The 21,878-nt window shown below is 74.3% G+C and carries 21 protein-coding genes; 5 read left to right on the top strand and 16 right to left on the bottom strand.

Annotated features, from left to right (window positions below):
• Positions 1-7 precede the first annotated feature (7 nt).
• Positions 8-961, top strand: a complete 954-nt coding sequence (gene galE, locus ACI79H_RS08725) for a UDP-glucose 4-epimerase GalE (protein WP_456553976.1) — start codon at positions 8-10, stop codon at positions 959-961.
• On the opposite strand, the gene ACI79H_RS08720 is transcribed toward galE, so the two are convergent.
• Complete coding sequence (locus tag ACI79H_RS08720; RefSeq protein WP_456553975.1) at positions 958-2,280, bottom strand: hemolysin family protein; 1,323 nt, start codon at positions 2,278-2,280, stop codon at positions 958-960. The two genes, galE and ACI79H_RS08720, sit on opposite strands and share 4 nt — an antisense overlap.
• 190 nt (positions 2,281-2,470) lie before the next feature.
• On the opposite strand from ACI79H_RS08720, the gene ACI79H_RS08715 reads away from it, so the two are divergent.
• The gene (locus ACI79H_RS08715) at positions 2,471-3,421 is read left to right on the top strand and encodes a CAP domain-containing protein (protein WP_456553974.1); all 951 of its coding nucleotides are present in this window, start codon (positions 2,471-2,473) and stop codon (positions 3,419-3,421) included.
• 45 nt (positions 3,422-3,466) lie between these two features.
• Here ACI79H_RS08715 and ACI79H_RS08710 read toward each other — a convergent pair whose 3' ends face one another.
• The 5 genes from ACI79H_RS08710 to ACI79H_RS08690 all read right to left on the bottom strand — a co-directional run bounded on the left by ACI79H_RS08710 (position 3,467) and on the right by ACI79H_RS08690 (position 7,986).
• The gene (locus ACI79H_RS08710; RefSeq protein WP_456553973.1) at positions 3,467-4,375 is read right to left on the bottom strand and encodes an endonuclease domain-containing protein; all 909 of its coding nucleotides are present in this window, start codon (positions 4,373-4,375) and stop codon (positions 3,467-3,469) included.
• A 175-nt stretch (positions 4,376-4,550) separates the two neighbouring features.
• A complete protein-coding gene (locus ACI79H_RS08705; protein ID WP_456553972.1) occupies positions 4,551-5,765 on the bottom strand; it encodes an NADP-dependent isocitrate dehydrogenase in 1,215 nt (404 codons plus the stop codon).
• Positions 5,766-5,804: 39 nt separating this feature from the next.
• Positions 5,805-6,758, bottom strand: coding sequence for a malate dehydrogenase (gene mdh, locus ACI79H_RS08700; protein WP_456553971.1), 954 nt, complete (start codon positions 6,756-6,758; stop codon positions 5,805-5,807).
• 56 nt (positions 6,759-6,814) lie between these two features.
• Positions 6,815-7,120, bottom strand: coding sequence for a DUF3017 domain-containing protein (locus tag ACI79H_RS08695; RefSeq protein ID WP_456553970.1), 306 nt, complete (start codon positions 7,118-7,120; stop codon positions 6,815-6,817).
• Positions 7,117-7,986, bottom strand: a complete 870-nt coding sequence (locus ACI79H_RS08690; protein ID WP_456553969.1) for a bifunctional methylenetetrahydrofolate dehydrogenase/methenyltetrahydrofolate cyclohydrolase — start codon at positions 7,984-7,986, stop codon at positions 7,117-7,119. Before ACI79H_RS08690 ends, ACI79H_RS08695 begins: the two co-directional genes overlap by 4 nt.
• A gap of 89 nt (positions 7,987-8,075) precedes the next feature.
• Between ACI79H_RS08690 and ACI79H_RS08685 the strand changes: the two genes are divergently transcribed.
• On the top strand, positions 8,076-8,567 hold the full coding sequence (locus tag ACI79H_RS08685) for a hypothetical protein (protein WP_456553968.1): 492 nt from the start codon (positions 8,076-8,078) through the stop codon (positions 8,565-8,567).
• Here ACI79H_RS08685 and ACI79H_RS08680 read toward each other — a convergent pair.
• The 9 genes from ACI79H_RS08680 to ACI79H_RS08640 form a co-directional block, all read right to left on the bottom strand.
• Positions 8,564-9,199 carry a pentapeptide repeat-containing protein gene (locus ACI79H_RS08680; protein ID WP_456553967.1) on the bottom strand — a complete coding sequence of 212 codons (636 nt, stop codon included), beginning with the start codon at positions 9,197-9,199 and terminating at the stop codon, positions 8,564-8,566. The two genes, ACI79H_RS08685 and ACI79H_RS08680, sit on opposite strands and share 4 nt — an antisense overlap.
• Positions 9,199-10,752, bottom strand: coding sequence for a bifunctional phosphoribosylaminoimidazolecarboxamide formyltransferase/IMP cyclohydrolase (gene purH, locus ACI79H_RS08675; protein ID WP_456553966.1), 1,554 nt, complete (start codon positions 10,750-10,752; stop codon positions 9,199-9,201). The genes ACI79H_RS08680 and purH overlap by 1 nt, the downstream gene beginning before the upstream one ends.
• A complete protein-coding gene (purN, locus tag ACI79H_RS08670) occupies positions 10,749-11,360 on the bottom strand; it encodes a phosphoribosylglycinamide formyltransferase (protein ID WP_456553965.1) in 612 nt (203 codons plus the stop codon). Before purN ends, purH begins: the two co-directional genes overlap by 4 nt.
• 70 nt (positions 11,361-11,430) lie before the next feature.
• Positions 11,431-12,627, bottom strand: a complete 1,197-nt coding sequence (locus ACI79H_RS08665; RefSeq protein WP_456553964.1) for a cell division protein PerM — start codon at positions 12,625-12,627, stop codon at positions 11,431-11,433.
• Positions 12,628-12,747: 120 nt separating this feature from the next.
• Positions 12,748-13,704, bottom strand: coding sequence for a hypothetical protein (locus tag ACI79H_RS08660; protein ID WP_456553963.1), 957 nt, complete (start codon positions 13,702-13,704; stop codon positions 12,748-12,750).
• 187 nt (positions 13,705-13,891) lie between these two features.
• Positions 13,892-14,767, bottom strand: coding sequence for a succinate--CoA ligase subunit alpha (gene sucD / locus ACI79H_RS08655; RefSeq protein WP_456553962.1), 876 nt, complete (start codon positions 14,765-14,767; stop codon positions 13,892-13,894).
• A gap of 26 nt (positions 14,768-14,793) precedes the next feature.
• Positions 14,794-15,957 carry an ADP-forming succinate--CoA ligase subunit beta gene (gene sucC / locus ACI79H_RS08650; protein ID WP_456553961.1) on the bottom strand — a complete coding sequence of 388 codons (1,164 nt, stop codon included), beginning with the start codon at positions 15,955-15,957 and terminating at the stop codon, positions 14,794-14,796.
• Between the two features lie 138 nt (positions 15,958-16,095).
• Positions 16,096-16,425 (bottom strand): cobalamin B12-binding domain-containing protein, encoded by a 330-nt coding sequence (locus ACI79H_RS08645; protein ID WP_456553960.1) that lies wholly within the window; start codon positions 16,423-16,425, stop codon positions 16,096-16,098.
• A 10-nt stretch (positions 16,426-16,435) separates the two neighbouring features.
• Positions 16,436-17,416: a hypothetical protein gene (locus ACI79H_RS08640; protein ID WP_456553959.1), complete on the bottom strand. Its 981-nt coding sequence runs from the start codon at positions 17,414-17,416 to the stop codon at positions 16,436-16,438.
• Between the two features lie 177 nt (positions 17,417-17,593).
• On the opposite strand from ACI79H_RS08640, the gene ACI79H_RS08635 reads away from it, so the two are divergent.
• On the top strand, positions 17,594-18,481 hold the full coding sequence (locus tag ACI79H_RS08635; protein ID WP_456553958.1) for an esterase/lipase family protein: 888 nt from the start codon (positions 17,594-17,596) through the stop codon (positions 18,479-18,481).
• 146 nt (positions 18,482-18,627) lie between these two features.
• A complete protein-coding gene (locus ACI79H_RS08630) occupies positions 18,628-19,533 on the top strand; it encodes a M23 family metallopeptidase (protein ID WP_456553957.1) in 906 nt (301 codons plus the stop codon).
• 9 nt (positions 19,534-19,542) lie between these two features.
• Here ACI79H_RS08630 and pcrA read toward each other — a convergent pair whose 3' ends face one another.
• The gene (gene pcrA / locus ACI79H_RS08625; protein WP_456553956.1) at positions 19,543-21,840 is read right to left on the bottom strand and encodes a DNA helicase PcrA; all 2,298 of its coding nucleotides are present in this window, start codon (positions 21,838-21,840) and stop codon (positions 19,543-19,545) included.
• Positions 21,841-21,878: the final 38 nt, after the last annotated feature.

Below are 21,878 nucleotides of genomic sequence, written 5' to 3'. Positions count from 1 at the left end.
GGGCGGCATGCGCGTCCTGGTCGCCGGCGGGGCCGGCTACATCGGCAGCGTAGTGACCGCTGCCCTGCTCACCGACGGCCACGAGGTCACGGTGCTCGACGACCTCTCCACGGGACACGCCGACGCCGTCCCCGAGGGGGCGGCGCTGGCCCAGGTCTCGCTGCACGACTCGGCACCGGTGCTCGCCGAGGTCCGCCCCGAGGCGGTGCTGCACTTCGCCGCCCGCTCGCTGGTCGGCGTCTCCCAGCAGCAGCCCGAGGACTACTGGTCGACCAACGTCGCCGGGTCGCTGGCGCTGCTCGAGGCGATGCGCGCCGCCGACTGCCGTCGGATCGTCTTCTCCTCCACCGCGGCGACCTACGGCGAGCCCGACGCCGTCCCGATCCGGGAGGACGCGCCGACCCGGCCGACCAACACCTACGGCGCCTCGAAGCTCGCCGTCGACCACATGCTGACCTCGTACGCGGTGGCGCACGGCTTCGCGGCGGTGAGCCTGCGCTACTTCAACGTGGCCGGCGCGGCGTTCGGCCTCGGCGAGCGGCACGCCACCGAGACCCACCTGATCCCGCTGGCGCTCCAGGTGGCCGCCGGGCAGCGCGAGGCGCTCACCGTCTTCGGCCGCGACTACCCGACGCCCGACGGCACCTGCATCCGCGACTACGTGCACGTCGGCGACCTCTCCGACGCCCACCTGCTGGCGCTGCCCGCGCCGTCGGCCGGTGAGCACCGGATCTACAACCTGGGCAACGGCACCGGCTTCTCCGTGCAGGAGGTCGTCGACGCCGCCCGCGAGGTCACCGGCCACCCGGTGCCCACGACCGACGGTCCCCGTCGGGCCGGCGACCCGGCGCAGCTGGTCGCCTCCAGCGACCGGATCCGCGCCGACCTGGGCTGGGCGCCTCGGCGCACCGACCTGGTCGGCATCGTGCGCGACGCCTGGGACGTGGCGAGGAGCCGCTAGGGGGTCTCCGCGCCGTCCGGCTCGCCCTCGGGGGCCGGCGGCGGCGGGTCGACCCGCAGCCGCGCGATCCGCCGGCCGTCCAGCTCGACGACGGTGACCGACCGGCCCTCGACCTCGACGGCGTCGCCGACCTCGGGCAGTCGGCCGAGACCGGCCAGCACGTAGCCGGCGGCGGTCTCGTAGGGGCCCTCGGGCAGCTGCAGCCCGGTGGCCTCGGTGAAGTCGTCCAGGTTGAGCAGTCCGTCGACCTCCCGCGGGGCGTCGGGCGACTGCCCGGCCTCCGGCTCGACCTCGGCGTCGTACTCGTCGTAGATCTCGCCGATGACCTCCTCGATGAGGTCCTCGAGGGTCACGATGCCGTCGGTGCCGCCGTACTCGTCGACGACGATCGCCAGGTGGTGGCTCTCCCGCCGCATCTCGCTGAGCGCGGTCAGCACGCCCGCGGTGCCGGGGAGGCGCTTGACCTCGCGGGCGAGGTCGCCCACGGTCGCCGCGCGGCCGGCCGGGTGGGAGGGCAGGAACAGGTCCCGGACGTGCACGAAGCCGACGACGTCGTCCTGGTCGCGGCCGGCCACGGGGTAGCGCGAGTAGTTGCTGTCGACGACGAGCTTGGCCGCGCGGCTGGCGGTCATCGACGCGTCGAGGAAGGTGACCTCGGTGCGCGGCGTCATGACCTCGCGCACCTCGCGCTCGCCGGCCCGGAACACCTCGTCGATCAGCCGCCGCTCGTCGCTGCTGAGGGACTCGTGGGCGGCGACGAGGTCGCGCAGCTCCTCCTGGCTGATCGACTCGCCGGCCTGCGTGGGGTCGCCGCCGAACAGCCGCACGAGCGCGTTCGTCGACTTCGACAGCAGCCAGATGATGGGCCGGGACAGCTTGGCGATGAAGTTGAGCGGCGCGGCGACGAGCAGGGCGAACCCCTCGGCGCGCTGGAGCGCGAGCCGCTTGGGGGTCAGCTCGCCGGCGACCAGCGAGACGTAGCTGATGGCGATCGTGACCAGGACCAGCGCGAGGGTGCCCGACAGGCCGGCGGAGACCCCCCTGTCCTGCAGCCAGTCGCCGAAGGGTTCCGACAGCGTGCTGGCGCCGAACGCGGCGGAGAAGAAGCCGGCGAAGGTGACGCCCACCTGGACGGCGGCCAGGAACTGGTTGGGGTCGCTGAGCAGCCGCTGCACCGCCTGGCCGCGGCGGCCGGTGTCGGCCATCGCCCGGACCTGCGACTCGCGCAGCGACACGAGCGCGATCTCGGCGCCCGCGAAGACGCCTCCGATCAGGATGAAGACGACGACCATGACGATGCTGAGCCAGACGTCGCTCACCTGGGGCGTGCTCCTCGGAACGGGATCGGGGTGGTGCGGGCGCCTCCATGGTGCCCGCCGCGGACCTCGGCAGCCCGGCGGTGGACTCCAGCCGAACCCGGTGTGACGTGCGTCTCGTGAACCTTGGGCAATCGCTCGCTTACGGTTAGTCTCCAGTTGATAACGAATCGTGATCATCCCGGGGAGTCCCGTGCGCCACCGTTCCACCAGCACCGCTGCGACCGCTCGCCCGACCGAGGGCTCGTCGCGTCGTCGCTCCCGGGCAGCCACGGCCCTTCGCCGCCGGCTGTCGCTGGGCGTGCTCGTCCTCGCCCTCGTGACCGGCTTCGTGCTCGCCGCGCCCGTCGTCTCCGGCTCCGACTCCCCCACCGAGCTGGACCTGGACCCGACCTCGGCCGCGCGGATCAGCGCTTCGCCGGTCGTGATGGGCCTCGACGGGCGGCCGACGTCGTCGACCTTCGCCAGCGCCTCCGCCCGCCTGAGCATGGGCCCCGACGGGCTCCGGGTGGAGCCGTCGACCAGCCGGTCCGAGCGGATGGCGCCCTCCCCGGTCCCGGCCGCGCCGGCGCCGTCGGCACCCGAGGCGCCCGCGCCGGCCGCCGAGCCGGCCCCGACCCCCGAGCCGACGCCCGAGCCCGCGCCGGTCGAGACCCCTCCGGTCGCCGAGGCGCCGCACCCGGCGCCGGCTCCGGCTCCCGCTCCCGCCCCGGCGCCCGCCGCGCCGAAGGCGGCGGCACCGGTGGCCCCGGCGCCCGCCCCCGCCCCCGCGGCCTCCGACCGCGCCACCCAGGTGCTGGCGCTGGTGAACCAGGAGCGCGCCGCCGCCGGCTGCCGTCCGGTGAGCGCCGACGGCGGCCTGGCCGGGGTCGCCGCCGCGCACAGCGCCGACATGCGCGACCGCGGCTACTTCGATCACGTGAACCTCGAGGGCCTGAGCCCCTTCGACCGCGCCGACGCCGCCGGCGTCTCCGCGCGGGCGGAGAACATCGCCCGCGGCCAGGCCGACCCCGCGGCGGTCATGACCGCCTGGATGAACAGCCCCGGCCACCGCGCCAACATCCTCGACTGCAGCCTCACCCGCCTCGGCGTCGGCATCGCCGACGGCGGCGGCGGCCCCTGGTGGACCCAGCTCTTCGGCTGACCTCTCCACCGACTCCTCCGCGAGGGCGGGGTTCCGGGGCTCCGATCACGCGTCGGAGGCCCCGGAACCCTGCCCTCGTGCGGCTCGCAGGGCGTGCAGCCGGGCGACGAGCTGATCGGGCCGGCGCAGGTCGGCCGCGGTCACGTGGAGCACCACCCACCCGGCCGCGACGAGCCGGTTGAGCCGCCGGCGGTCACGGGCGAACTGCCCGTCCTCCGCGTGCCACGCGCCGTCGTACTCGACCGCCAGGCAGAGCTCGGGATAGGCGAGGTCGACGCGGGCGACGAAGCGTCCGGCCGCATCGTGGACGACGAACTGGGGCACCGCGGGCAGGCCGGCCCGCGCCAGGAGCACGCGCAGCCGCGACTCCGGCGGCGACTCCGCCCGCGGATCCGCCAACGCCGCCGCCTCCCGGGCGCCCCGCGCCCCGCGGACGCCGATCAGCGCCGCTGCGGCCCGGCGCAGCTCGTCCAGCCCCACGATCCCGGCAGCCAACAGCACGTCGAGGGCGGGAACCGAGTCGTCCACCGGCTCGGTGCGGGCCACGTCCAGCGCCGTCCGGAGACCTGTGGTGCACCGGAAGCCGCCGACGAGACGGAGGTCGGTGGGCGGCACCGCCACCTTCCGGATGCGCAGGCCGACGACCGGCCCGAACCGATCGTGCGCGGGCACGGCCATCTCGACCGGCGTGCCGACGTCGACGAGGCCGCGCGCGCCCAGGAGGTAGGCGGCGCTCCGGCCGCTGACGACCGCGGAGGGCGGCGCGAGCATCCGCGCGGCGCGGATCCGGATGGCGTGGGTGTCCGGGAGGTCGGCGTCGGCGTAGACGCCCTGGAGCACCCGTCGCCAGGCCGTGCTGCGCAACTGGTCCCGCGAGAGCAGCCCGTCACCGATGACGTCTCGCGCGCGGAACACGCAACCCACGAGCTCGGGCGGCTTGCGGGCGGGAGGCACCCCCGGAGCGTGCCGTGCTCCCACCCAGGGCGTGACCGCTGTCCACAGGCCCACGAGGGCGGGGATCAGGGGCTCCGAGAGGCCTTTCGGACCCCCGGAACCCCGCCCTCGGGGGGAACGAGCAGCGGCCCCCGCACCCGGGAGGAGTGCGGGGGCCGCCGGTGTCAGCGCCTGGTCAGGCCATGGCCTTCTTCAGGTTGCCGTCGATGGCCGCCAGGAAGTCCTGGGTGGTCAGCCACGGGCTGTCCTTGGAGATGAGCAGCGCGAGGTCCTTGGTCATCTGGCCGCTCTCGACGGTGTCGATGCAGACCCGCTCGAGGGTCTCCGCAAAGCGGGTGACCTCGGGGGTGCCGTCCAGCTTGCCGCGGTGCGCGAGGCCCCGGGTCCAGGCGAAGATCGACGCGATCGGGTTGGTCGACGTCTCCTTGCCCTGCTGGTGCTGGCGGTAGTGGCGGGTGACCGTGCCGTGGGCGGCCTCGGCCTCGACCGTGCGGCCGTCCGGGGTCGCGAGCACCGAGGTCATGAGGCCGAGCGAGCCGAAGCCCTGGGCCACGGTGTCGGACTGCACGTCACCGTCGTAGTTCTTGCACGCCCAGACGTAGCCGCCCTCCCACTTGAGGGAGGCGGCGACCATGTCGTCGATCAGCCGGTGCTCGTAGGTGATGCCCGCGGTGTCGAACTTGTCCTTGAACTCGGTCTCGAAGACCTCCTCGAAGATGTCCTTGAACCGGCCGTCGTAGGCCTTGAGGATCGTGTTCTTCGTGGAGAGGTAGACCGGGTAGTTGCGGTCCAGGCCGTAGTTCATCGAGGCGCGCGCGAAGTCGCGGATCGAGTCGTCGAGGTTGTACATCGACAGCGAGACGCCGGCGCCCGGGGCCTGGAAGACCTCGTGCTCGATGGGCTCGGAGCCGTCCGACGGCGTGAAGGTCACCGTCAGGGTGCCCGCCGAGGGGAACTTGAAGTCCGTGGCGCGGTACTGGTCGCCGAAGGCGTGGCGGCCGACGATGATCGGCTTGGTCCAGCCCGGCACCAGGCGCGGCACGTTCTGCATGATGATCGGCTCGCGGAAGATGACGCCGCCGAGGATGTTGCGGATCGTCCCGTTCGGGGAGCGCCACATCTTCTTCAGGCCGAACTCCTCGACCCGCGCCTCGTCCGGGGTGATCGTCGCGCACTTGACGCCGACGCCGTGCTTCTTGATGGCGTTGGCGGAGTCGACGGTGACCTGGTCGTCGGTCGCGTCGCGCGACTCGATGCCCAGGTCGTAGTACTCCAGGTTCACGTCGAGGTACGGGAGGATCAGCTGGTCCTTGATGAACTGCCAGATGATCCGGGTCATCTCGTCGCCGTCGAGCTCGACGACGGTGCCCTCGACCTTGATCTTCGCCACGTACGGGTTTCCTTACTCTCTGCTGCTCCGAGCGTTCGCTCAGAGGTCGGCTACGTCAGCCTGCTTGGCGCGCACGGCCTCGGCTGCTTCGCGCAGCCCGGCCAGCTCGCTCTCGGACAGGTCGCCCTCGACGACCTTCCGCACTCCCTCTCGGCCGATCTCGGCCTCGACGCCCAGGTACACGCCGCTGATCCCGTACTCGCCGTCGACCCAGGCGCACACCGGCATCACGGCACCGGAGTCCTCGATCACGGCCCTGGCCATGCGGGCCGCGGCCGCCGACGGCGCGTAGTACGCCGAGCCGGTCTTGAGCAGCGCCACGACCTCGGCCCCGCCGTTGCGGGTGCGGTCCACGAGGTGCTCGATCCGGTCGGCGGCCATGACGTCGGCCAGCGGCTTGCCGTCGACGGTGCACCGGGAGGGCACCGGCACCATGGTGTCGCCGTGCGACCCCAGGGTCAGCGTCCGCACCGAGGAGACCGGGACGCCGAGCTCCTCGGCCACGTTGTCGGTGAACCGGGCGGTGTCGAGCATCCCGGCCTGCCCCATCACGCGGCCCTTGGGGAACTGCGTGGCCAGCTGGGCGAGCGCCGTCATCTCGTCGAGCGGGTTGGACACCACGATCACAACGGCGTCGGGCGACGTCGAGGCGATGTTCTCCGCGACCTGCCGGACGATGCCGGCGTTGGTCTCGATGAGGTCCATCCGGCTCATCCCCGGCTTGCGCGGGATGCCGGCGGTGATGACGACGACGTCGGAGTCCTCGGTGCCCTCGTAGGAGCCACCCCCGACGCCGACCACCCGGGTCTCGAAGCCCTCGATCGGGCGCGACTGGTTCATGTCGAGGGCCAGGCCCTCGGGCTTGCCCTCGACGATGTCGGTGAGGACGACGGTCTCGAAGATGTCGTACTCGGCGAGACGGAGAGCGGTCGTGGAGCCGTAGAAGCCGGCGCCCACCACGGTGACCTTGCCGTTCCGAGGCTTCTCTGCCATGGCCGCCAACCTAGCGCCGCGGAGGTCGTCGCGCCTCAGCGGGTGCGCTGCGATCTTCAGGCCCCGGGGATGGCCACCGACACGACGGTCAGCGCCAGCCCCGCGACCGCCATCAGCACGACGTCCACCGGCCGGCTGCGGACGGCGAGGAAGCCGACCCGCCGCTCGGGCAGGAAGAGCCGCAGCAGCGCCGCCCCCACCAGCGCGACGCCCATGACGATCAGGCCTCTGCGCCAGTGCTCGACGGTGACCAGCAGCAGCCCGACGCCCACCACGACCAGCACCGCGAGCAGCGGCAGCTGACGGACCAGCCCGGCGACGAACGGCCGGCGGACGTAGAGCGGCGGCCGGGCCTCGCTCACGCCGAGAGTGCCTCGGCGGCGGCTGCCTGCTCAGCGGCCAGGACCACGTTCTGCAGCAGCATCGCCCGGGTCATCGGGCCGACCCCGCCGGGATTGGGCGCCACGAACCCGGCGACGTCCCTCACGTCCGCGGCGACGTCGCCGGCGATCTTGCCGTCCACCCGGCTGACGCCGACGTCGAGCACCGCGGCACCGGGCTTGACCAGGTCGGCGGTGATCAGCCCGGGCACCCCCGCGGCGGCGACGACGACGTCCGCCGTGCGCAGGTGGGAGGCGAGGTCGCGGGTGCCGGTGTGGCACAGCGTCACCGTGGCGTTCTCGGTGCGGCGGGTCAGGAGCAGGCCCAGCGGCCGGCCCACGGTGATCCCGCGGCCGACGACGACCACCTCGGCGCCGGCGATCGGCACCTCGTAGCGGCGCAGCAGCTCGACGATGCCGACCGGCGTGCACGGCAGCGGCCCCGGCACGTTGAGCACCAGCCGGCCCAGGTTGACCGGGTGCAGTCCGTCGGCGTCCTTGGCCGGGTCCATCGCCTCGAGGACGACGCTCTCGTCCACCCCGGCGGGGAGGGGCAGCTGCACGATGTAGCCGGTGCAGGCCGGGTCGGCGTTCAGCTCCTCGACGACGGCGAGCACCTCGGCGAGCGTGGCCGTGGCCGGCAGCTCGCGCTGGATGCTGGCGATGCCGACCTGCGCGCAGTCGGAGTGCTTGGCGTCGACGTACCAGCGGCTACCCGGGTCGTCGCCGACCAGGAGCGTGCCGAGCCCCGGGCGGTGGCCCGCCGCGGCGAGCGCGGCCACCCGCCCCGTCAGTTCGCTGCGGATCGCCGCCGCCGTCGCCTTGCCGTCCAGGATCGTCGCGGGCACGACGACAGTGTGCCCGAGACCTGCCGCGACCGGCGTCGCGGTCCTAGGCTCGCCGTGGCGGACGACCCCGCCCCGGCCGGAGGTGCGCGATGACCGAACGCGAGCAGGGTGCGACCACGACGACGCCGGTGTACTCGGCGGACCCGGTCGCCTACCGCGGGCCGGAGAGCCTGGGCGGGCTGCTGCTCATCCTCGCCGGCATCGCCGCCGCCGTCAGCCTGGTGCTGGACTGGCTGGCCGACGTCGACGGGACCGGCTGGGACCTGGTCCGCGACGGCTTCGAGGACCTGGACTCGATCGTCGACACCGGGCTGTGGCAGCCGCTGGCGGTCGTGCTCGGCGGTGGCGTGCTGCTCCTGCTCGGGATCGGGATGTGGCTGCCCGCCCGCTCGCACCGCTTCCTCGGCCTGCTCGGGCTGCTCGTGAGCGGGCTGGTCGTGTGGGCGGTCCTCGTGCCCCTCCAGGACGCGGACTGGGAGCTCGGCACGTTCGGACCCGGCTTCTGGTGCGCGATCGCCGTCGCCGTCCTCGGCGTGCTCGGCAGCCTCAAGGCCCTGCTCACCGGCCGGAAGTACCGCTAGTCCGCGACGAGGGCACCGTGGGCGCGGGCGACCTGCACCGCCTGGGCCAGGTCCAGCCGGACGCCGGTCAGCTCGAAGGCGAGCCAGTTCACCTCGTCCGTCGAGGCCCCGCGCAGGTCGGTCCCGCGGAGCTTGGTGCCCTGCAGCCGCGCGCGACCCAGGTCCGCCCGGGTGAGGTCGCACTCGCGCAGGTCGGCGTCGGTGAGGTCGGCGTCCCGGAACCGCTGCCCGGACAGGTCCAGCCCGGACAGGTCGACGCCGCGCAGCGAGGTGTAGCTCCAGTCGCTCTCGGTGCTGGTCATCGGCCGCAGCTGGGCGCCCGGGAACGTCGAGCCGGTGAGCTTGCAGCCGTCCCAGGTGACGTCGATCAGCCGGGCGCGGTCGAACCGGCAGGAGAGGAACGCCGTGCCCGAGTGCCGTGACCCGCCCAGCCGGACGCCGGTGAGCACGCACTGCTCGAACACGCAGCGCCGGGTGACGAGCTCCTCGAGCGAGGCGTCGTCGAACCGGCAGCGGGTGAAGGTGACGCCGTCGAGCTCGGCACCCCACCAGTCGACGCGGGCGAGGTCCTCCCCCTCGAGGACCGCGCCCGCCCCCGGCGGACCGACGTGCGGCCGCGGTCCTCCCGCCATCAGTGCGCGAAGTGCCGCGTACCGGTCAGGTAGAGCGGCACGCCGGCCGCGGCCGCCGCCGCGACGACCTCCTCGTCGCGCACCGACCCGCCGGGCTGGACGACGGCGCGCACGCCCGCGTCGAGCAGCACCTGCAGCCCGTCGGCGAACGGGAAGAACGCGTCGGAGGCGGCCACCGACCCGGTGGCCCGCTCCCCCGCCCGCGCGACGGCGAGCTTGGCGGAGTCGACCCGGTTCACCTGACCCATGCCCACGCCGACCGTCGCCCGGTCGTGCGCCAGCAGGATGGCGTTGCTCTTCACCGCACGGACGGCCCGCCAGGCGAACACCAGGTCGTCCAGGCCGGCGGCGTCCAGCGGCTCGCCGGTCGCCAGCGTCCAGGTCGTCGGGTCGTCGCCGTCGGCGTCGATGCGGTCGGTGGTCTGCAGCAGCAGCCCGCCGCTGACCGGCCGCAGCTCCGCCCCCGCCCCCGGGAGGTGCGGCAGCCGGAGCAGCCGGATGTTCTTCTTGCCGGTCAGCACGCGCACGGCGTCGTCGGTGAACGACGGGGCGACGACCACCTCGGTGAAGATCTCGGCCACCTGCTCGGCCATCGTCAGGTCCACCTCGCGGTTGGCCGCGATCACGCCGCCGAACGCCGACAGCGGGTCGCAGGCGTGCGCCTTGCGGTGCGCGGCGGCGATGTCCGGGCCGACCGCGATCCCGCACGGGTTGGCGTGCTTGATGATCGCGACGCACGGGTCGGCGTGGTCGTGCGCGGCCCGCCAGGCGGCGTCGGTGTCGACGTAGTTGTTGTAGGACATCGCCTTGCCGTGCAGCTGCTCGGCGTGCGCGAGGCCCGGCTGCACCGACCCGCGGTACAGCGCGGCGCCCTGGTGCGGGTTCTCGCCGTAGCGCAGCACGTCGGCCCGCTCCCAGCTCGCGGCCACCCACTCGGGGAAGTCCGTGGTCTCGTCGGGCGCGAGCACGCTGCCCATCCACGAGGCGACGGCGATGTCGTAGGACGCCGTGTGCCGGAACGCCGCGACCGCCAGCCGCTGCCGGTCGGCGAGGGTGAACCCGCCCTCCCCGACGGCGGTCAGCACGTCGGCGTACCGCGCCGGGTCGACGACGACGGCGACCGAGGGGTGGTTCTTCGCCGCCGCCCGCACCATCGCGGGGCCGCCGATGTCGATCTGCTCGACGCACTCGTCGGGGGTGGCCCCCGAGGCGACCGTCTCGGTGAACGGGTACAGGTTGACCACGACCAGGTCGAACGCGGCGATGCCGAGCTCGTCGAGCTGGGCGACGTGCTCGGGCCTGCGGCGGTCGGCCAGGATGCCGGCGTGCACGGCGGGGTGCAGCGTCTTCACCCGCCCGTCCAGGCACTCCGGGAAGCCGGTGACCTGCTCGACCGGGGTGACCGGGATGCCGGCGTCGGCGATCCGGCGGGCCGTGGCGCCGGTGCTGACCAGCTCCACCCCGGCGCCGGCCAGCCCGCGGGCCAGCTCCTCGATGCCGGTCTTGTCGTAGACCCCGAGCAGGGCGCGACGGATCGGGCTGCGGTCGCTCATGCGGAGCTCAGTCCTCTCGTTGCGGCGGCCAGCCGGGCCACCGTCTCCACCAGGAGCACGCGCTCCACGGCCTTGATGCGTTCGTGCAGTCGGGACTCGTCGTCGCCGGGCAGCACGGGCACCTCGCGCTGCGCCAGCACCGGCCCGGTGTCCACGCCCGCGTCGACGAGGTGCACGGTCGAGCCGGTCACCGTCGCGCCCGCGGCGAGCGCGTCCCGCACGGCGTGCGCACCGGGGAAGGCCGGCAGCAGGGCGGGGTGGGTGTTGACCAGGCGCCCCTCGAAGGCGTCGAGCACGGCGGGGCCGACGATCTTCATGAAGCCGGCCGAGACGACCAGGTCGGGCTCGTGGGCGGCGATCTCCGCGGCGAGGGCGCGGTCCCAGGCGGCGCGGTCGGGGTGGTCGCGCAGCGCGCAGACGAAGGTGGGCAGACCGCGGCGGGTGGCGTGCGCGAGGCCGTCGGCCCGCCGGTCGGCACCCACGGCGACGACCTGCGCCGGGTAACCGGCGTCGTCGGTCGCGTCGAGCAGCGCGGCGCACAGCGACCCGGTGCCCGAGAGGAGGACCACGACCCGCGCCCGGGACGTCGAACGTCGCGAAGCGCTCACCCGACGACCCTATAAGGACCCCCTCCGCCTCACGCCTCGCAGGCTCGGCGCGAGCCTCCGGAGGGAGCCGTCAGGCGGGGGTGCGCCACCGGGTGACCGCGGCGGCGAGCGCCGCGGCGATGCCGGCCTGCGCCGCGATCGCGAGGCCCGTCGCGACCGGCGGCGCCCCCACCGTGGCCAGCGCGCCGTCGCCGAGCGATCCGCCGGCAGCCCAGGTGAGCAGCCCGCAGGTCAGGCCCAGCAGCGCACCGGCGAGCACCCCGGCGAGCCCGGCCACGACCGTGCCGCCGTCGCGCGCGGAGAGGTGGCGCGCCAGGGTGGCGCCCGCGACCAGGCCGGCGACGGCGGGCACGGCCTGCGAGGCGAAGGCGAGCAGCGGGACCGCCTGGGTGTCGGGCAGCGCCGCGAGCAGCGGCAGCGCGGGGACCTGGCCGAGCGTCACCCCGTGCACCGAGACGACGGTGCCGCTGCCGACGGCGAACCCCGGCCCCGCGGCCAGCCCGAGCACCGCCCCCGCCGTGTTCGGCAGCAGCAGCACCCCGAGGCCGAGCAGCCCCAGCGCACCGGCCGCGCCCCCGCCGAGCCGGCCGGAGACGGCTGCGTACCCGTCGGCGTCGGCGGCCAGCGCGACCGCGACGACGGAGAGGCAGAGCGCCAGCGCGGTCAGCACCCCCGCGAGCACGCCGCGCAGCACCGGCCGGGCCGGGCCGGGCACCCGGTCGAGCGCCGCGTCCAGGGCACCGGACTCCCGCCCGAGCCCCCAGCCGGCCGCCGCGACCGCGAGCAGCGCGCTGCCCAGGAGCGCCCGCGGCAGGCCGATCGCGGCTCCCGGCCCGTCGAGCAGCAGGGCGAGCAGCGCGGTGAGGACGACGTGCGCGGCCACCAGCACCCCACCGGCGCGCGCGGCGTCGCGTGCCCCGGCGAGCCCGCGGACCCGCACGACCAGGCGGCCCGCGCCGGACAGGCACCATGCGATGCCCAGGGTGAGCAGCAGCGGCGCCAGCGCGATCGGGCCGGAGTCCAGCGTGATCTCCGCGCCCTGGGCGAGCAGCCAGAGCCGGCCGGCGAGCGCGACCGAGCCCGCCGCGCCCGGGCCGCCCGTGGGGTCGAGGGTGGCGACGACGCCGACGGCCAGCGCCAGGACGCCGAGGCCTGCGGCGGACACGGCTCCGGCGGCGGCCAGCGCCGGCCACACCAGCCGGTGCGCGTGGCTCGCTCCCCCGGCGTCGCGCCCCCCACGGGGCAGGCGTGCGAGCAACGAGACCACGGGTCCACTCTCCCAAGGACTCGCCGCCGGTGGTCGGCGCACGCGCCCGGGGAGCCCGACAAAGCGACGAGGGCCGGCGGCCGGGAGCCGCCGACCCTCGTCGGCACGGTGCAGGTGCGGTCAGACGCCGCCGGGCGCACCCGGAGGCGGCGGCGGCGGCGCGCCCGGGCCGCCGTACGGGGGCTGCGGCGGCGGAGACGGCTGCTGGCTCCAGGGCTGCCCGGGGTCCTGCTGGCCGTAGGGCCGGGCGGGCGGCTGCTGGCCGGACGCCTCCTGCCCACCGGCGGCCGCCCCGCTCCCCGCCTTGCGGGCGCGCAGCTCCTTCAGCAGCTGCAGCCCGCCGAGCACGGCGGCAGCCAGCACGGTCAGCAGCGCGAGGAACGCGACCACGCTGAAGCCCGCGTCGTCGTCCGGCCCGTCGGCGAGGCCCAGCTGGTCGATCCAGGTGATGAGGAAGAGCAGCAGGGCGAGGCCGGTGAGCCCGGCGGTGACGTAGGTGCGCGGCACGGGCACCGGCACGGTCCGGATCGCCGGGAGCAGCACCCACACCGCCGCGGCCAGCAGCAGCAGCCAGGCGAGCACCGCCGGCCAGGTGGCGTAGCCGATGTCGAACGTGAAGGCCCCGAAGCCGACCGTGTCGCTGAAGCCGTTGGTGGACGCGTCGAGGTCGACGTCGCCGAGGCCCTCGTCGTCGAAGCCGTACCAGGGCAGCAGCATGAACAGGGTGAACAGCAGGGCCGTGCCTGCGATCAACCGGTCGAGGAGCCCGACCCGCGAGAGGTCCACCGACGACTTCGCCCGGCCGGGGGCGCCGTGCGGCGGCTGGCCGTACCCGCCCTGCGGCGGCTGGCCCCACGGCTGCTGGGGCGGCGGGCCCCAGGGCTGCTGCCCGTAGGACGGCTGGCCGGGCGGCGGCGGGGGCTGCTGCCCGTACGGCTGCGGCTGCCCGTACGGCTGCGCCGGCTGCTGCCCGTAGGGCTGCGCCGGCTGCTGCCCGTAGGGCTGGGGCGGCTGCTGGCCGGGCCCCGGCTGCCCCTCGCCGCCCTGCGGCGGCGGAGGCGGAGGCTGACTGGTCATCTCGAGCCACTCCTCAGTAGTCGGTCGATCACGGACCGCATCGTCGAGCAGCAGCCCGACGAGAGCAAGCGTGCGGGCCGCAGTATCCCCGTCCGTGACCCTCCCGGCCGGGCGCACGGCCCCGGACGCGCCACTGCCCGGGAACCGCAGCAGCGGTTCCCGGGCAGTGGCGGAGGAGCGGGAGGCGTCAGCCGATGATCTCGCGCATCAGCTGGGCGGTCTCCGACGGCGTCTTGCCCACCCGGACACCGGCGGCCTCGAGGGCCTCCTTCTTCGCCTGGGCGGTACCGGCCGAGCCCGAGACGATGGCGCCGGCGTGGCCCATGGTCTTGCCCTCGGGCGCGGTGAAGCCGGCGACGTAGCCGACGACGGGCTTGGTCACGTTGGCCTTGATGAAGTCCGCGGCCCGCTCCTCGGCGTCGCCACCGATCTCACCGATCATCACGATGGCCTCGGTCTCCGGGTCGTCCTGGAACGCCTGGAGGCAGTCGATGTGCGTGGTGCCGATGACCGGGTCGCCACCGATGCCGACGGCGGTGGAGAAGCCGATGTCCCGGAGCTCGTACATCATCTGGTAGGTCAGCGTGCCCGACTTCGACACCAGGCCGATCTTGCCCTGCTTGGTGATGTTGGCCGGGATGATGCCGGCGTTGCTGCGCCCGGGGCTGATCAGGCCGGGGCAGTTCGGGCCGATGATGCGCGTCGCGCCACCCTGGGCGTGCGCCCAGACGGCGGTCGAGTCGTGCACCGGGATGCCCTCGGTGATGATCACGGCGAGGCCGATCTGGGCGTCGACGGCCTCGATCGCGGCGGCCTTCGCGAACGGCGGCGGCACGAAGATGACGCTGACGTCCGCGCCGGTCTCCTTCATGGCGTCGGCGACCGAGCCGAACACCGGCACGCTGGTGCCGTCGAAGTCGACGCTGCTGCCGGCCTTGCGCGGGTTCACGCCGCCGACGATCGCGGTGCCGGAGGCGAGCATGCGCGAGGTGTGCTTGCTGCCCTCCGAGCCGGTCATGCCCTGGACGATGACCTTGCTGTTCTCGTTGAGGAAGATCGACATCTCTACAGGTCCTGTTCGCTAGGGCTTCAGGCGGCGGCGAGCTCGGCGGCCCGGCGCGCGGCGCCGTCCATCGTGTCGACCACGGTCACGAGCGGGTGGTTGGCCTCGGCCAGGATGCGCCGGCCCTCCTCGACGTTGTTGCCGTCCAGGCGGACGACCAGCGGCTTCGTGGCCTGGTCACCGAGGGTCTGCAGGGCGGCGACGATGCCGTTGGCGACGGCGTCGCAGGCGGTGATGCCACCGAAGACGTTGACGAAGACGCTCTTCACGGCCGGGTCGCCGAGGATGATCGACAGGCCGTTGGCCATGACCTCGGCGGAGGCGCCACCACCGATGTCCAGGAAGTTGGCCGGGCGGACCCCGCCGAACTCCTCGCCGGCGTAGGCGACGACGTCCAGGGTGCTCATGACCAGGCCGGCACCGTTGCCGATGATCCCGACCTCCCCCTCGAGCTTGACGTAGTTGAGGTCCTTCTCCTTGGCCGCGGCCTCGAGCGGGTCGGCGGAGGCCGCGTCCTCGAGGGCGGCGTGCGCCTCCTGGCGGAAGCCGGCGTTCTCGTCGAGGGTGATCTTGGCGTCGAGGGCCAGCACGGTGCCGTCGGGGGCCTTGGCCAGCGGGTTGACCTCGACCAGGGTCGCGTCCTCCTTGGAGAAGGCGTCCCACAGCTGCACGGCGATGGCGATGACCTGGTCGCGCACCTCGGGGGCGAACCCGGCGGCGTCCACGATCTCGGCGGCCTTGGCGGCGTCCACGCCGACGGTGGCGTCGACGGGGATGCGGGCCAGCGCCTCGGGGCGCTCGACGGCGAGCTGCTCGATCTCCATGCCGCCCTCGACGCTGGCCATGGCCAGGAAGGTGCGGTTGGAGCGGTCGAGCAGGTAGGAGAAGTAGTACTCCTCGGCGATGTCGCTGGCCTGGGCCACCATCACGCGGTGGGTGATGTGCCCCTTGATGTCCAGCCCGAGGATGTCCTGGGCGCGCGCCTTCGCGTCCTCGGGGTTGTCGGCGAGCTTGACGCCACCGGCCTTGCCGCGGCCGCCCACCTTCACCTGGGCCTTGACGACGACGGTCTGCCCGATCTCGCGGGCGATCGCCTCCGCCTGCTCGGGCGTCTCGGCGACGCCACCGGGGAGCACGGGGACACCGTGCGATGCCAACAGGTCACGGGCCTGGTACTCGAAGAGATCCACGAACAGGGACCGTAGCCCGCCCGTAACGCGCACGCTGCCCCGGGCGTGGTGCAGAGGGGTCCGGGGTGGGACGCGTCACAGGCTTGCTCACCGGTTCGCGGCAGCGGACCGGCCCGCCCACCCCGGTCCCGCCGCTGGTCAGCCCCTGAGGCGGTCGCTCACCCGGGCGGCGACGTCGGCGGGCTCGCCGTCGTCACCGGCGAACACGAGCACGTCGTCGATCCCGTGCTCGGTCATCAGCCCGGACAGGAGGGCGAGCTGGTCCTCGTGGTCCCCGCCGGGCACGATGCCGACGGCGTCGGCGTCCTCCTGCACCACGGTCGCGAGGAGCTGCTCGGGCGTGTGCGGCCGGTCGGTGTAGACGACCTCCACGCCCCGGTCGCGCAGCGCCCGCGCGATCCGCTCGGCCCGCCGGTCGCCGTCGGCGGCGCCGGGCCCGGCGACGACCACCCGGATGCGCTCGTCCACGCCGGGGACCCTACGGCGACCGGCGCAGCCGCCAGGCCAGCGCGGTGACGGCGCAGAAGCCGAGGCCGGCGAGGAGCAGGCCGGCACCGGGCACCGTCCACACCAGGTCGTCGGAGTCGACGGCGTCCCGCACGCCGGCCAGCCCGGCGGTGAGCACGGTGACCGCGATGGCCAGGAGTCCGCCGACGGCGGCGAGCCGCGGCCGCAGGGAGGGCGCGGTCACCGAGCAGAGGACCAGCGCACCGGCGAGCAGCAGCCCGCCGAGCAGCGCCAGTCCCGGCCGCTCCAGCAGCGCCTGCGGACCCTCGCGCTCCACCACGACCTGCAGCCCGGTCGCGGGGTCGGTGACCAGGTCGTCCTGCACGTCGGCGGCGGGCAGCGTCAGGCACAGGACCGTGGCGACGCCCAGCAGCACGGTGCCGCCGGCCAGCGGCCCGCGGACGGCGTCCAGGGCACCCCGGTCCTCCATGACGGTGCGGCCCCAGACCGCGGCGGCGACCACGCCGGCCAGCAGGGTCAGGACCAGCGCGGCGACCGCGGCGACCCACCCCGCGCCGACGTGGATGTCCTCGGTGAGCACGCGCTGCCCGGCCAGCACCTCGACGCCGGGCCGGTCGGTGGACCGGCGGCCGCGGTAGAGCTCGATGAGCAGCGGGCCGAGGGCGAGCGCGCCGGCCACCGCGGCGTAGGCCAGCCCGAACTTCGGGACGGCGCCCCGCGCGAGCAGCACCCCGACCGCACCGCCCACCGCGGGAGCGAGGAGGGTGACGAGCACACCGAGGACGCTGCCGCCCAGGACGAGGTCGCGCCCGGCCACCTCCAGGTAGGTGGGGAACGCCGAGACCAGGCCGGCCAGGGCGGCCAGGACGAGCAGCACGCCGGCCACCCGCGCACCGGTCGGTACGGGGCCGATCACCAGCGCCCCGCTGCCGGAGGGCGGCACCGGGCGGGTGCCCCGGGAGGACCGGCTGCGGGTCTGGCGGGCGGGCACGGTTCCCCCTCTCGGCTTCGGTCACGAACAGGCCTCGATCGGCCCGCCCGCCGGGGGCGTCGGTGTGACGACCGCCACACACGGGCATTACCGTCGGGTGAACGGAGCACAACCAGCGCTCCGCCACCGGCACGGGCGACCCGGCACCGCCGGCGGAAGACACGGGGGATGAAGGCCATGCGACCGACGAGCGTTCCGGGCTCCGGACCAGCGTCGCACACCACGGCGGCTCCCGAGGCCGCGCCACGGAGCGCCCTGCGCGCCCTGTGCAGCCCGGCCGCGCTGACCGGCACCCTCACCGAGCTGGCCTGGGTCGGCGCCCACGCGCTGCTCTACCCGCTGGGCGCCCGCACCGAGCAGCTGCAGCCCGACGTGGGCCGGCGGCCCGGGCAGTCCTCCGCCGTCCGCGCACTGTTCGCCGCCGATCCGCTGGCCGCCCGCACCCCCGTCCTGCTGGTCCACGGTCTGGTGGACAACCGCTCGATCTTCGCCGTGATGCGCCGCAGCCTGCGCCGGCGCGGCTTCGCCTCGGTCTGCTCGTGGAACTACAGCCCGCTGCTGCGCGACGTCGCGACGGCGGCCTCCGACCTCGGCGCGCACATCGAGCGCATCTGCGCGCAGACCGGGCACGACCGCGTGCACGTGGTCGGCCACAGCCTCGGTGGGCTCATCGCCCGCTACCACGTGCAGCGCCAGGGTGGGGACCGCCGCGTGGACGAGCTGGTCACGCTGGGGACGCCGCACGGCGGGTCGCTGCTGGCCCACGCCCTGCCGACGCCGCTGGTGCGCCAGCTGCGCCCCGGCTCCCCGCTGCTGGGCGAGCTCGGCGAGCCGGTGGACGGCTGCGCGACGCGGATCACGGCGGTCTACAGCGACCTGGACCAGCTGGTGCTGCCGACCTCGGCCGGCCGGTGCGACCACCCCGACCTCGGGGCCCGCAACGTCCTGGTCCGCGGCGTCGGGCACATGTCGCTGCCCATCCACCGCGGGGTCCTCGACGAGGTGGCCCTGACGCTGGCCGGCTCGCCCGTCGCCGCGCCGCAGGCGGTGCGCGCCGCCGCCTGAGCGGGCGGCCGGTCTCGTTCCGTCATCCGGGACGCAGGCGGCGACACGAACGTCTCAATGCGCGATCACGCCCTCACTCGTCGTTACGGTTCGGTCACGGCGCCGGTATCCACCGGCGCGCACGCCCCCGCTCGGAAAGGTGCACCGTGACCCCACCCAGTGCGCCCCGGCTGCTCGAGCGGACGGGCGTCGAGGACGGCGCCACCGGACGCATCGAGCTCACCGGGGGCCGTCGCCTCCCCTCCATCCCGGCTCCCCGTGGCGCCACGACCACCCTGGTCCGCGCCGCCGCGGCCGAGGACGCCGAGGCCGCAGCCGCGATCCCCGCGCAGCCCGCGCCCGAGGTGGAGCCGGCCGGAGCCGGCGACACCGCCGAGGCGCGCTCTGCTGCGCGCCGCCGGCTGCCGCACCCGCCCGGCCGCCGTGCACCCATGTGGTTCGCGGCGCTCGTCGTGGGCGCCCTGGTCGCCGGCGCCCCCACCGCCTTCGGCGGCGGCGCCGAGCCGGTGAGCGTCACCGCGTCCGACCTCGGCCTGGGCGCCAGCCCGGACCACAGCTTCAGCGGCGGCCTCGAGGACGCCGACGTGCGCCGGGGCATCACCGAGGCCGAGGCCCAGGCCCGCCTCGGCGAGCTGGCCGCCTCCCGCGCCGCCCGCCAGCCCACGACCGTGCTGCCCGTGACCGGCCGGCTCACGACCTGCTTCTGCAAGCGCTGGGGCACCATGCACTACGGCCTGGACCTGGCCGCCCCGCTGGGCACCCCGATCTACGCGGCCTCCGACGGCGTCGTCCTCAAGGCCGGGCGCGCCTCGGGCTATGGCAACGCGGTCTACATCCAGGACGCCGACGGCAACGTCCACATCTACGGCCACATGCGCTACTACAGCGTCGCGGCCGGCGACATCGTGCACGCCGGCGACCAGATCGCGAAGGTCGGCAACGAGGGCCAGTCGACCGGCCCCCACCTGCACTACGAGATCCACCGCGGCGGCATGAACGGCAAGCCCACCGACCCCAAGGTCTGGCTGGCCGAGCGCGGCGTGAGCGTCTGACCTACCGCGTCACAGCTTGACGAGGGGGGCGTAGCGGAGGACGAGGCGCTTGGTGCCGCCGGAGCCGAAGTCGACGGTGGCCTGGGCCTTGTCGCCGGCACCGGTCACCTCGACCACCGTGCCCAGGCCGAAGGCGTCGTGGCTGACGCGGTCGCCGACGTCGACCGAGATGACCGGCCGGTTGCCGGCACCACCGCGCAGGCCACCGGTGGACAGGCCGGTCGCCGCGACCCGCGTCTGCGCCGACCGGTACCCCGTCGACGGCGCGGGTGCCGGGTCCAGCCGCTCCCAGTGGATGGTCTCGGCCGGGATCTCGTCCAGGAACCGGGACGGCGGGTTGTAGGCCGGCTGCCCCCAGCTGGTGCGCACCGTCGCCCGCGAGATGAACAGCCGCTGCTGGGCGCGGGTGATGCCGACGTAGGCCAGCCGGCGCTCCTCCTCCAGCTCCCGCGGGTCGCCGAGCGCCCGCAGGTGCGGGAAGACGCCGTCCTCGAGCCCGGTCAGGAAGACGACCGGGAACTCCAGGCCCTTCGCGGTGTGCAGCGTCATCATCGTGACCACGCCTGCGTCGTCCCCGGTGACCGGGATCTGGTCGGCGTCGGCCACCAGCGAGACCTGCTCGAGGAAGTCGGTGACCGTCCCCTCGGGGGTGGCCGCCTCGAACTCCGCGGCCACGGAGATGAGCTCGTTGAGGTTGTCGACCCGGCCCTCGTCCTGCGGGTCGGTGCTGGCCTGCAGCTCGGCGAGGTAGCCGGTGCGGTCGAGGATGCTCTCCAGCAGCGCGGCGGGGCCCGAGCCGGTCTCGACCAGCTGCTCGAACTCCTCCAGCAGCGTCACGAACTCCTGGATCGCCTTGAGCGAGCGGGTGGCCAGCTCCCCGACCTCCGAGCAGCGGCGCAGCGCCAAGGCGAACGGGATCCGCTCGCGGTCGGCGAAGTTCTCGATGCAGGACTCGGCGCGCTCGCCGATGCCGCGCTTGGGGGTGTTGATGACCCGGCGCAGGCTGACGATGTCGGTCGGGTTGGCGACGACCTTCAGGTAGGCCAGCGCGTCGCGGACCTCCTTGCGCTCGTAGAAGCGCACCCCGCCGACGACCTTGTAGGGCATGCCGACGCGGATGAAGACCTCTTCGAACACGCGCGAGGCGTTGTTCGTCCGGTAGAAGACGGCGATGTCCTTCGGCTGGGCGACGCCGTCGTCGACCAGCTTGTCGATCTGCTCGGCGACCCAGGCGGCCTCGTCGTGCTCGTTGTCGGCGACGTAGCCCTCGATCAGCTCGCCGTCGCCCGAGTCGGTCCACAGGTTCTTGGGCCGGCGGCCGGTGTTCTTCGCGATGACGGTGTTCGCGGCCTTGAGGATGCGCTGCGTGGAGCGGTAGTTCTGCTCCAGCAGGATCGTGGTGGCCTGCGGGTAGTCGCGCTCGAACTCGTCGATGTTGCGGATCGTGGCGCCGCGGAAGGCGTAGATCGACTGGTCGGCGTCGCCGACGACGCACAGCTCGGCCATCGGGACCGGCCCATCGCCGGTGCCCACCAGCTCGCGGACCAGCATGTACTGCGCGTGGTTGGTGTCCTGGTACTCGTCGACCAGCACGTGGCGGAACCGGCGGCGGTAGTGCTCGGCGACGTCGGGGAACGCCTGCAGCAGGTGCACCGTGTTCATGATCAGGTCGTCGAAGTCCATGGCGTGCGCCTGGCGCAGCCGCTGCTGGTAGAGCGTGTACGCCTGGGCCAGCACCTTCTCCGGGGGCGTCGTCGGGACGAAGCCCTCCTCGTCGATCAGCTCGTTCTTCAGGTTCGACACCTGCGCGGCGAGGCTGCGGCCGGGGTAGCGCTTGGCGTCGAGCTCGAGGTCGCGCGCCACCATGGTCATGAGGCGGACCGAATCGCCCTGGTCGTAGATGGTGAACGAGGACTTCAGGCCCAGCTTGGCGGCCTCGGCGCGCAGGATGCGCACGCACATCGAGTGGAACGTCGAGACCCACATCGCGCGGGCGCGCGGCCCGACGAGGTGCGCCACCCGCTCCTTCATCTCGCCCGCGGCCTTGTTGGTGAAGGTGATCGCCAGGACCTCGCCCGGCTGGGTGTGCCGGGCGCCGAGCAGGTAGGCGATGCGGTGCGCCAGCACCCGGGTCTTGCCCGACCCGGCGCCCGCGACGATGAGCAGCGGCCCGCCCTCGTGGACGACGGCCTGCCGCTGGGGGCCGTTGAGGCCGGCGAGCATGCGCTCGAGCTCGCGCCCCACCGACCCCTTGGCGGTGCGCTGGAGGGCGGCCGTTCCCGGCAGGGCTTCCTGGACGCTGCTCATGACGACATCACTGTAAGCCGGACGGGTGACGCTCCCCC

It is taken from the genome of Blastococcus sp. SYSU D01042, assembly GCF_054050515.1.
Note: the sequence above shows the minus strand (reverse complement) of the source record. Positions and strands in the feature narration are given on the sequence as shown.

What these genes read in the sequence shown, in the direction of transcription:
- ACI79H_RS08680 (WP_456553967.1), bottom strand. Translation starts at nt 9,199, where the DNA reads ATGGCGGGAGGACCGCGGCCGCACGTCGGTCCGCCGGGGGCGGGCGCG.
- sucD (WP_456553962.1), bottom strand. Translation starts at nt 14,767, where the DNA reads ATGTCGATCTTCCTCAACGAGAACAGCAAGGTCATCGTCCAGGGCATG.
- ACI79H_RS08660 (WP_456553963.1), bottom strand. Translation starts at nt 13,704, where the DNA reads ATGACCAGTCAGCCTCCGCCTCCGCCGCCGCAGGGCGGCGAGGGGCAG.
- ACI79H_RS08685 (WP_456553968.1), top strand. Translation starts at nt 8,076, where the DNA reads ATGACCGAACGCGAGCAGGGTGCGACCACGACGACGCCGGTGTACTCG.
- ACI79H_RS08635 (WP_456553958.1), top strand. Translation starts at nt 17,594, where the DNA reads ATGCGACCGACGAGCGTTCCGGGCTCCGGACCAGCGTCGCACACCACG.
- mdh (WP_456553971.1), bottom strand. Translation starts at nt 6,758, where the DNA reads ATGGCAGAGAAGCCTCGGAACGGCAAGGTCACCGTGGTGGGCGCCGGC.
- pcrA (WP_456553956.1), bottom strand. Translation starts at nt 21,840, where the DNA reads ATGAGCAGCGTCCAGGAAGCCCTGCCGGGAACGGCCGCCCTCCAGCGC.
- galE (WP_456553976.1), top strand. Translation starts at nt 8, where the DNA reads ATGCGCGTCCTGGTCGCCGGCGGGGCCGGCTACATCGGCAGCGTAGTG.
- purH (WP_456553966.1), bottom strand. Translation starts at nt 10,752, where the DNA reads ATGAGCGACCGCAGCCCGATCCGTCGCGCCCTGCTCGGGGTCTACGAC.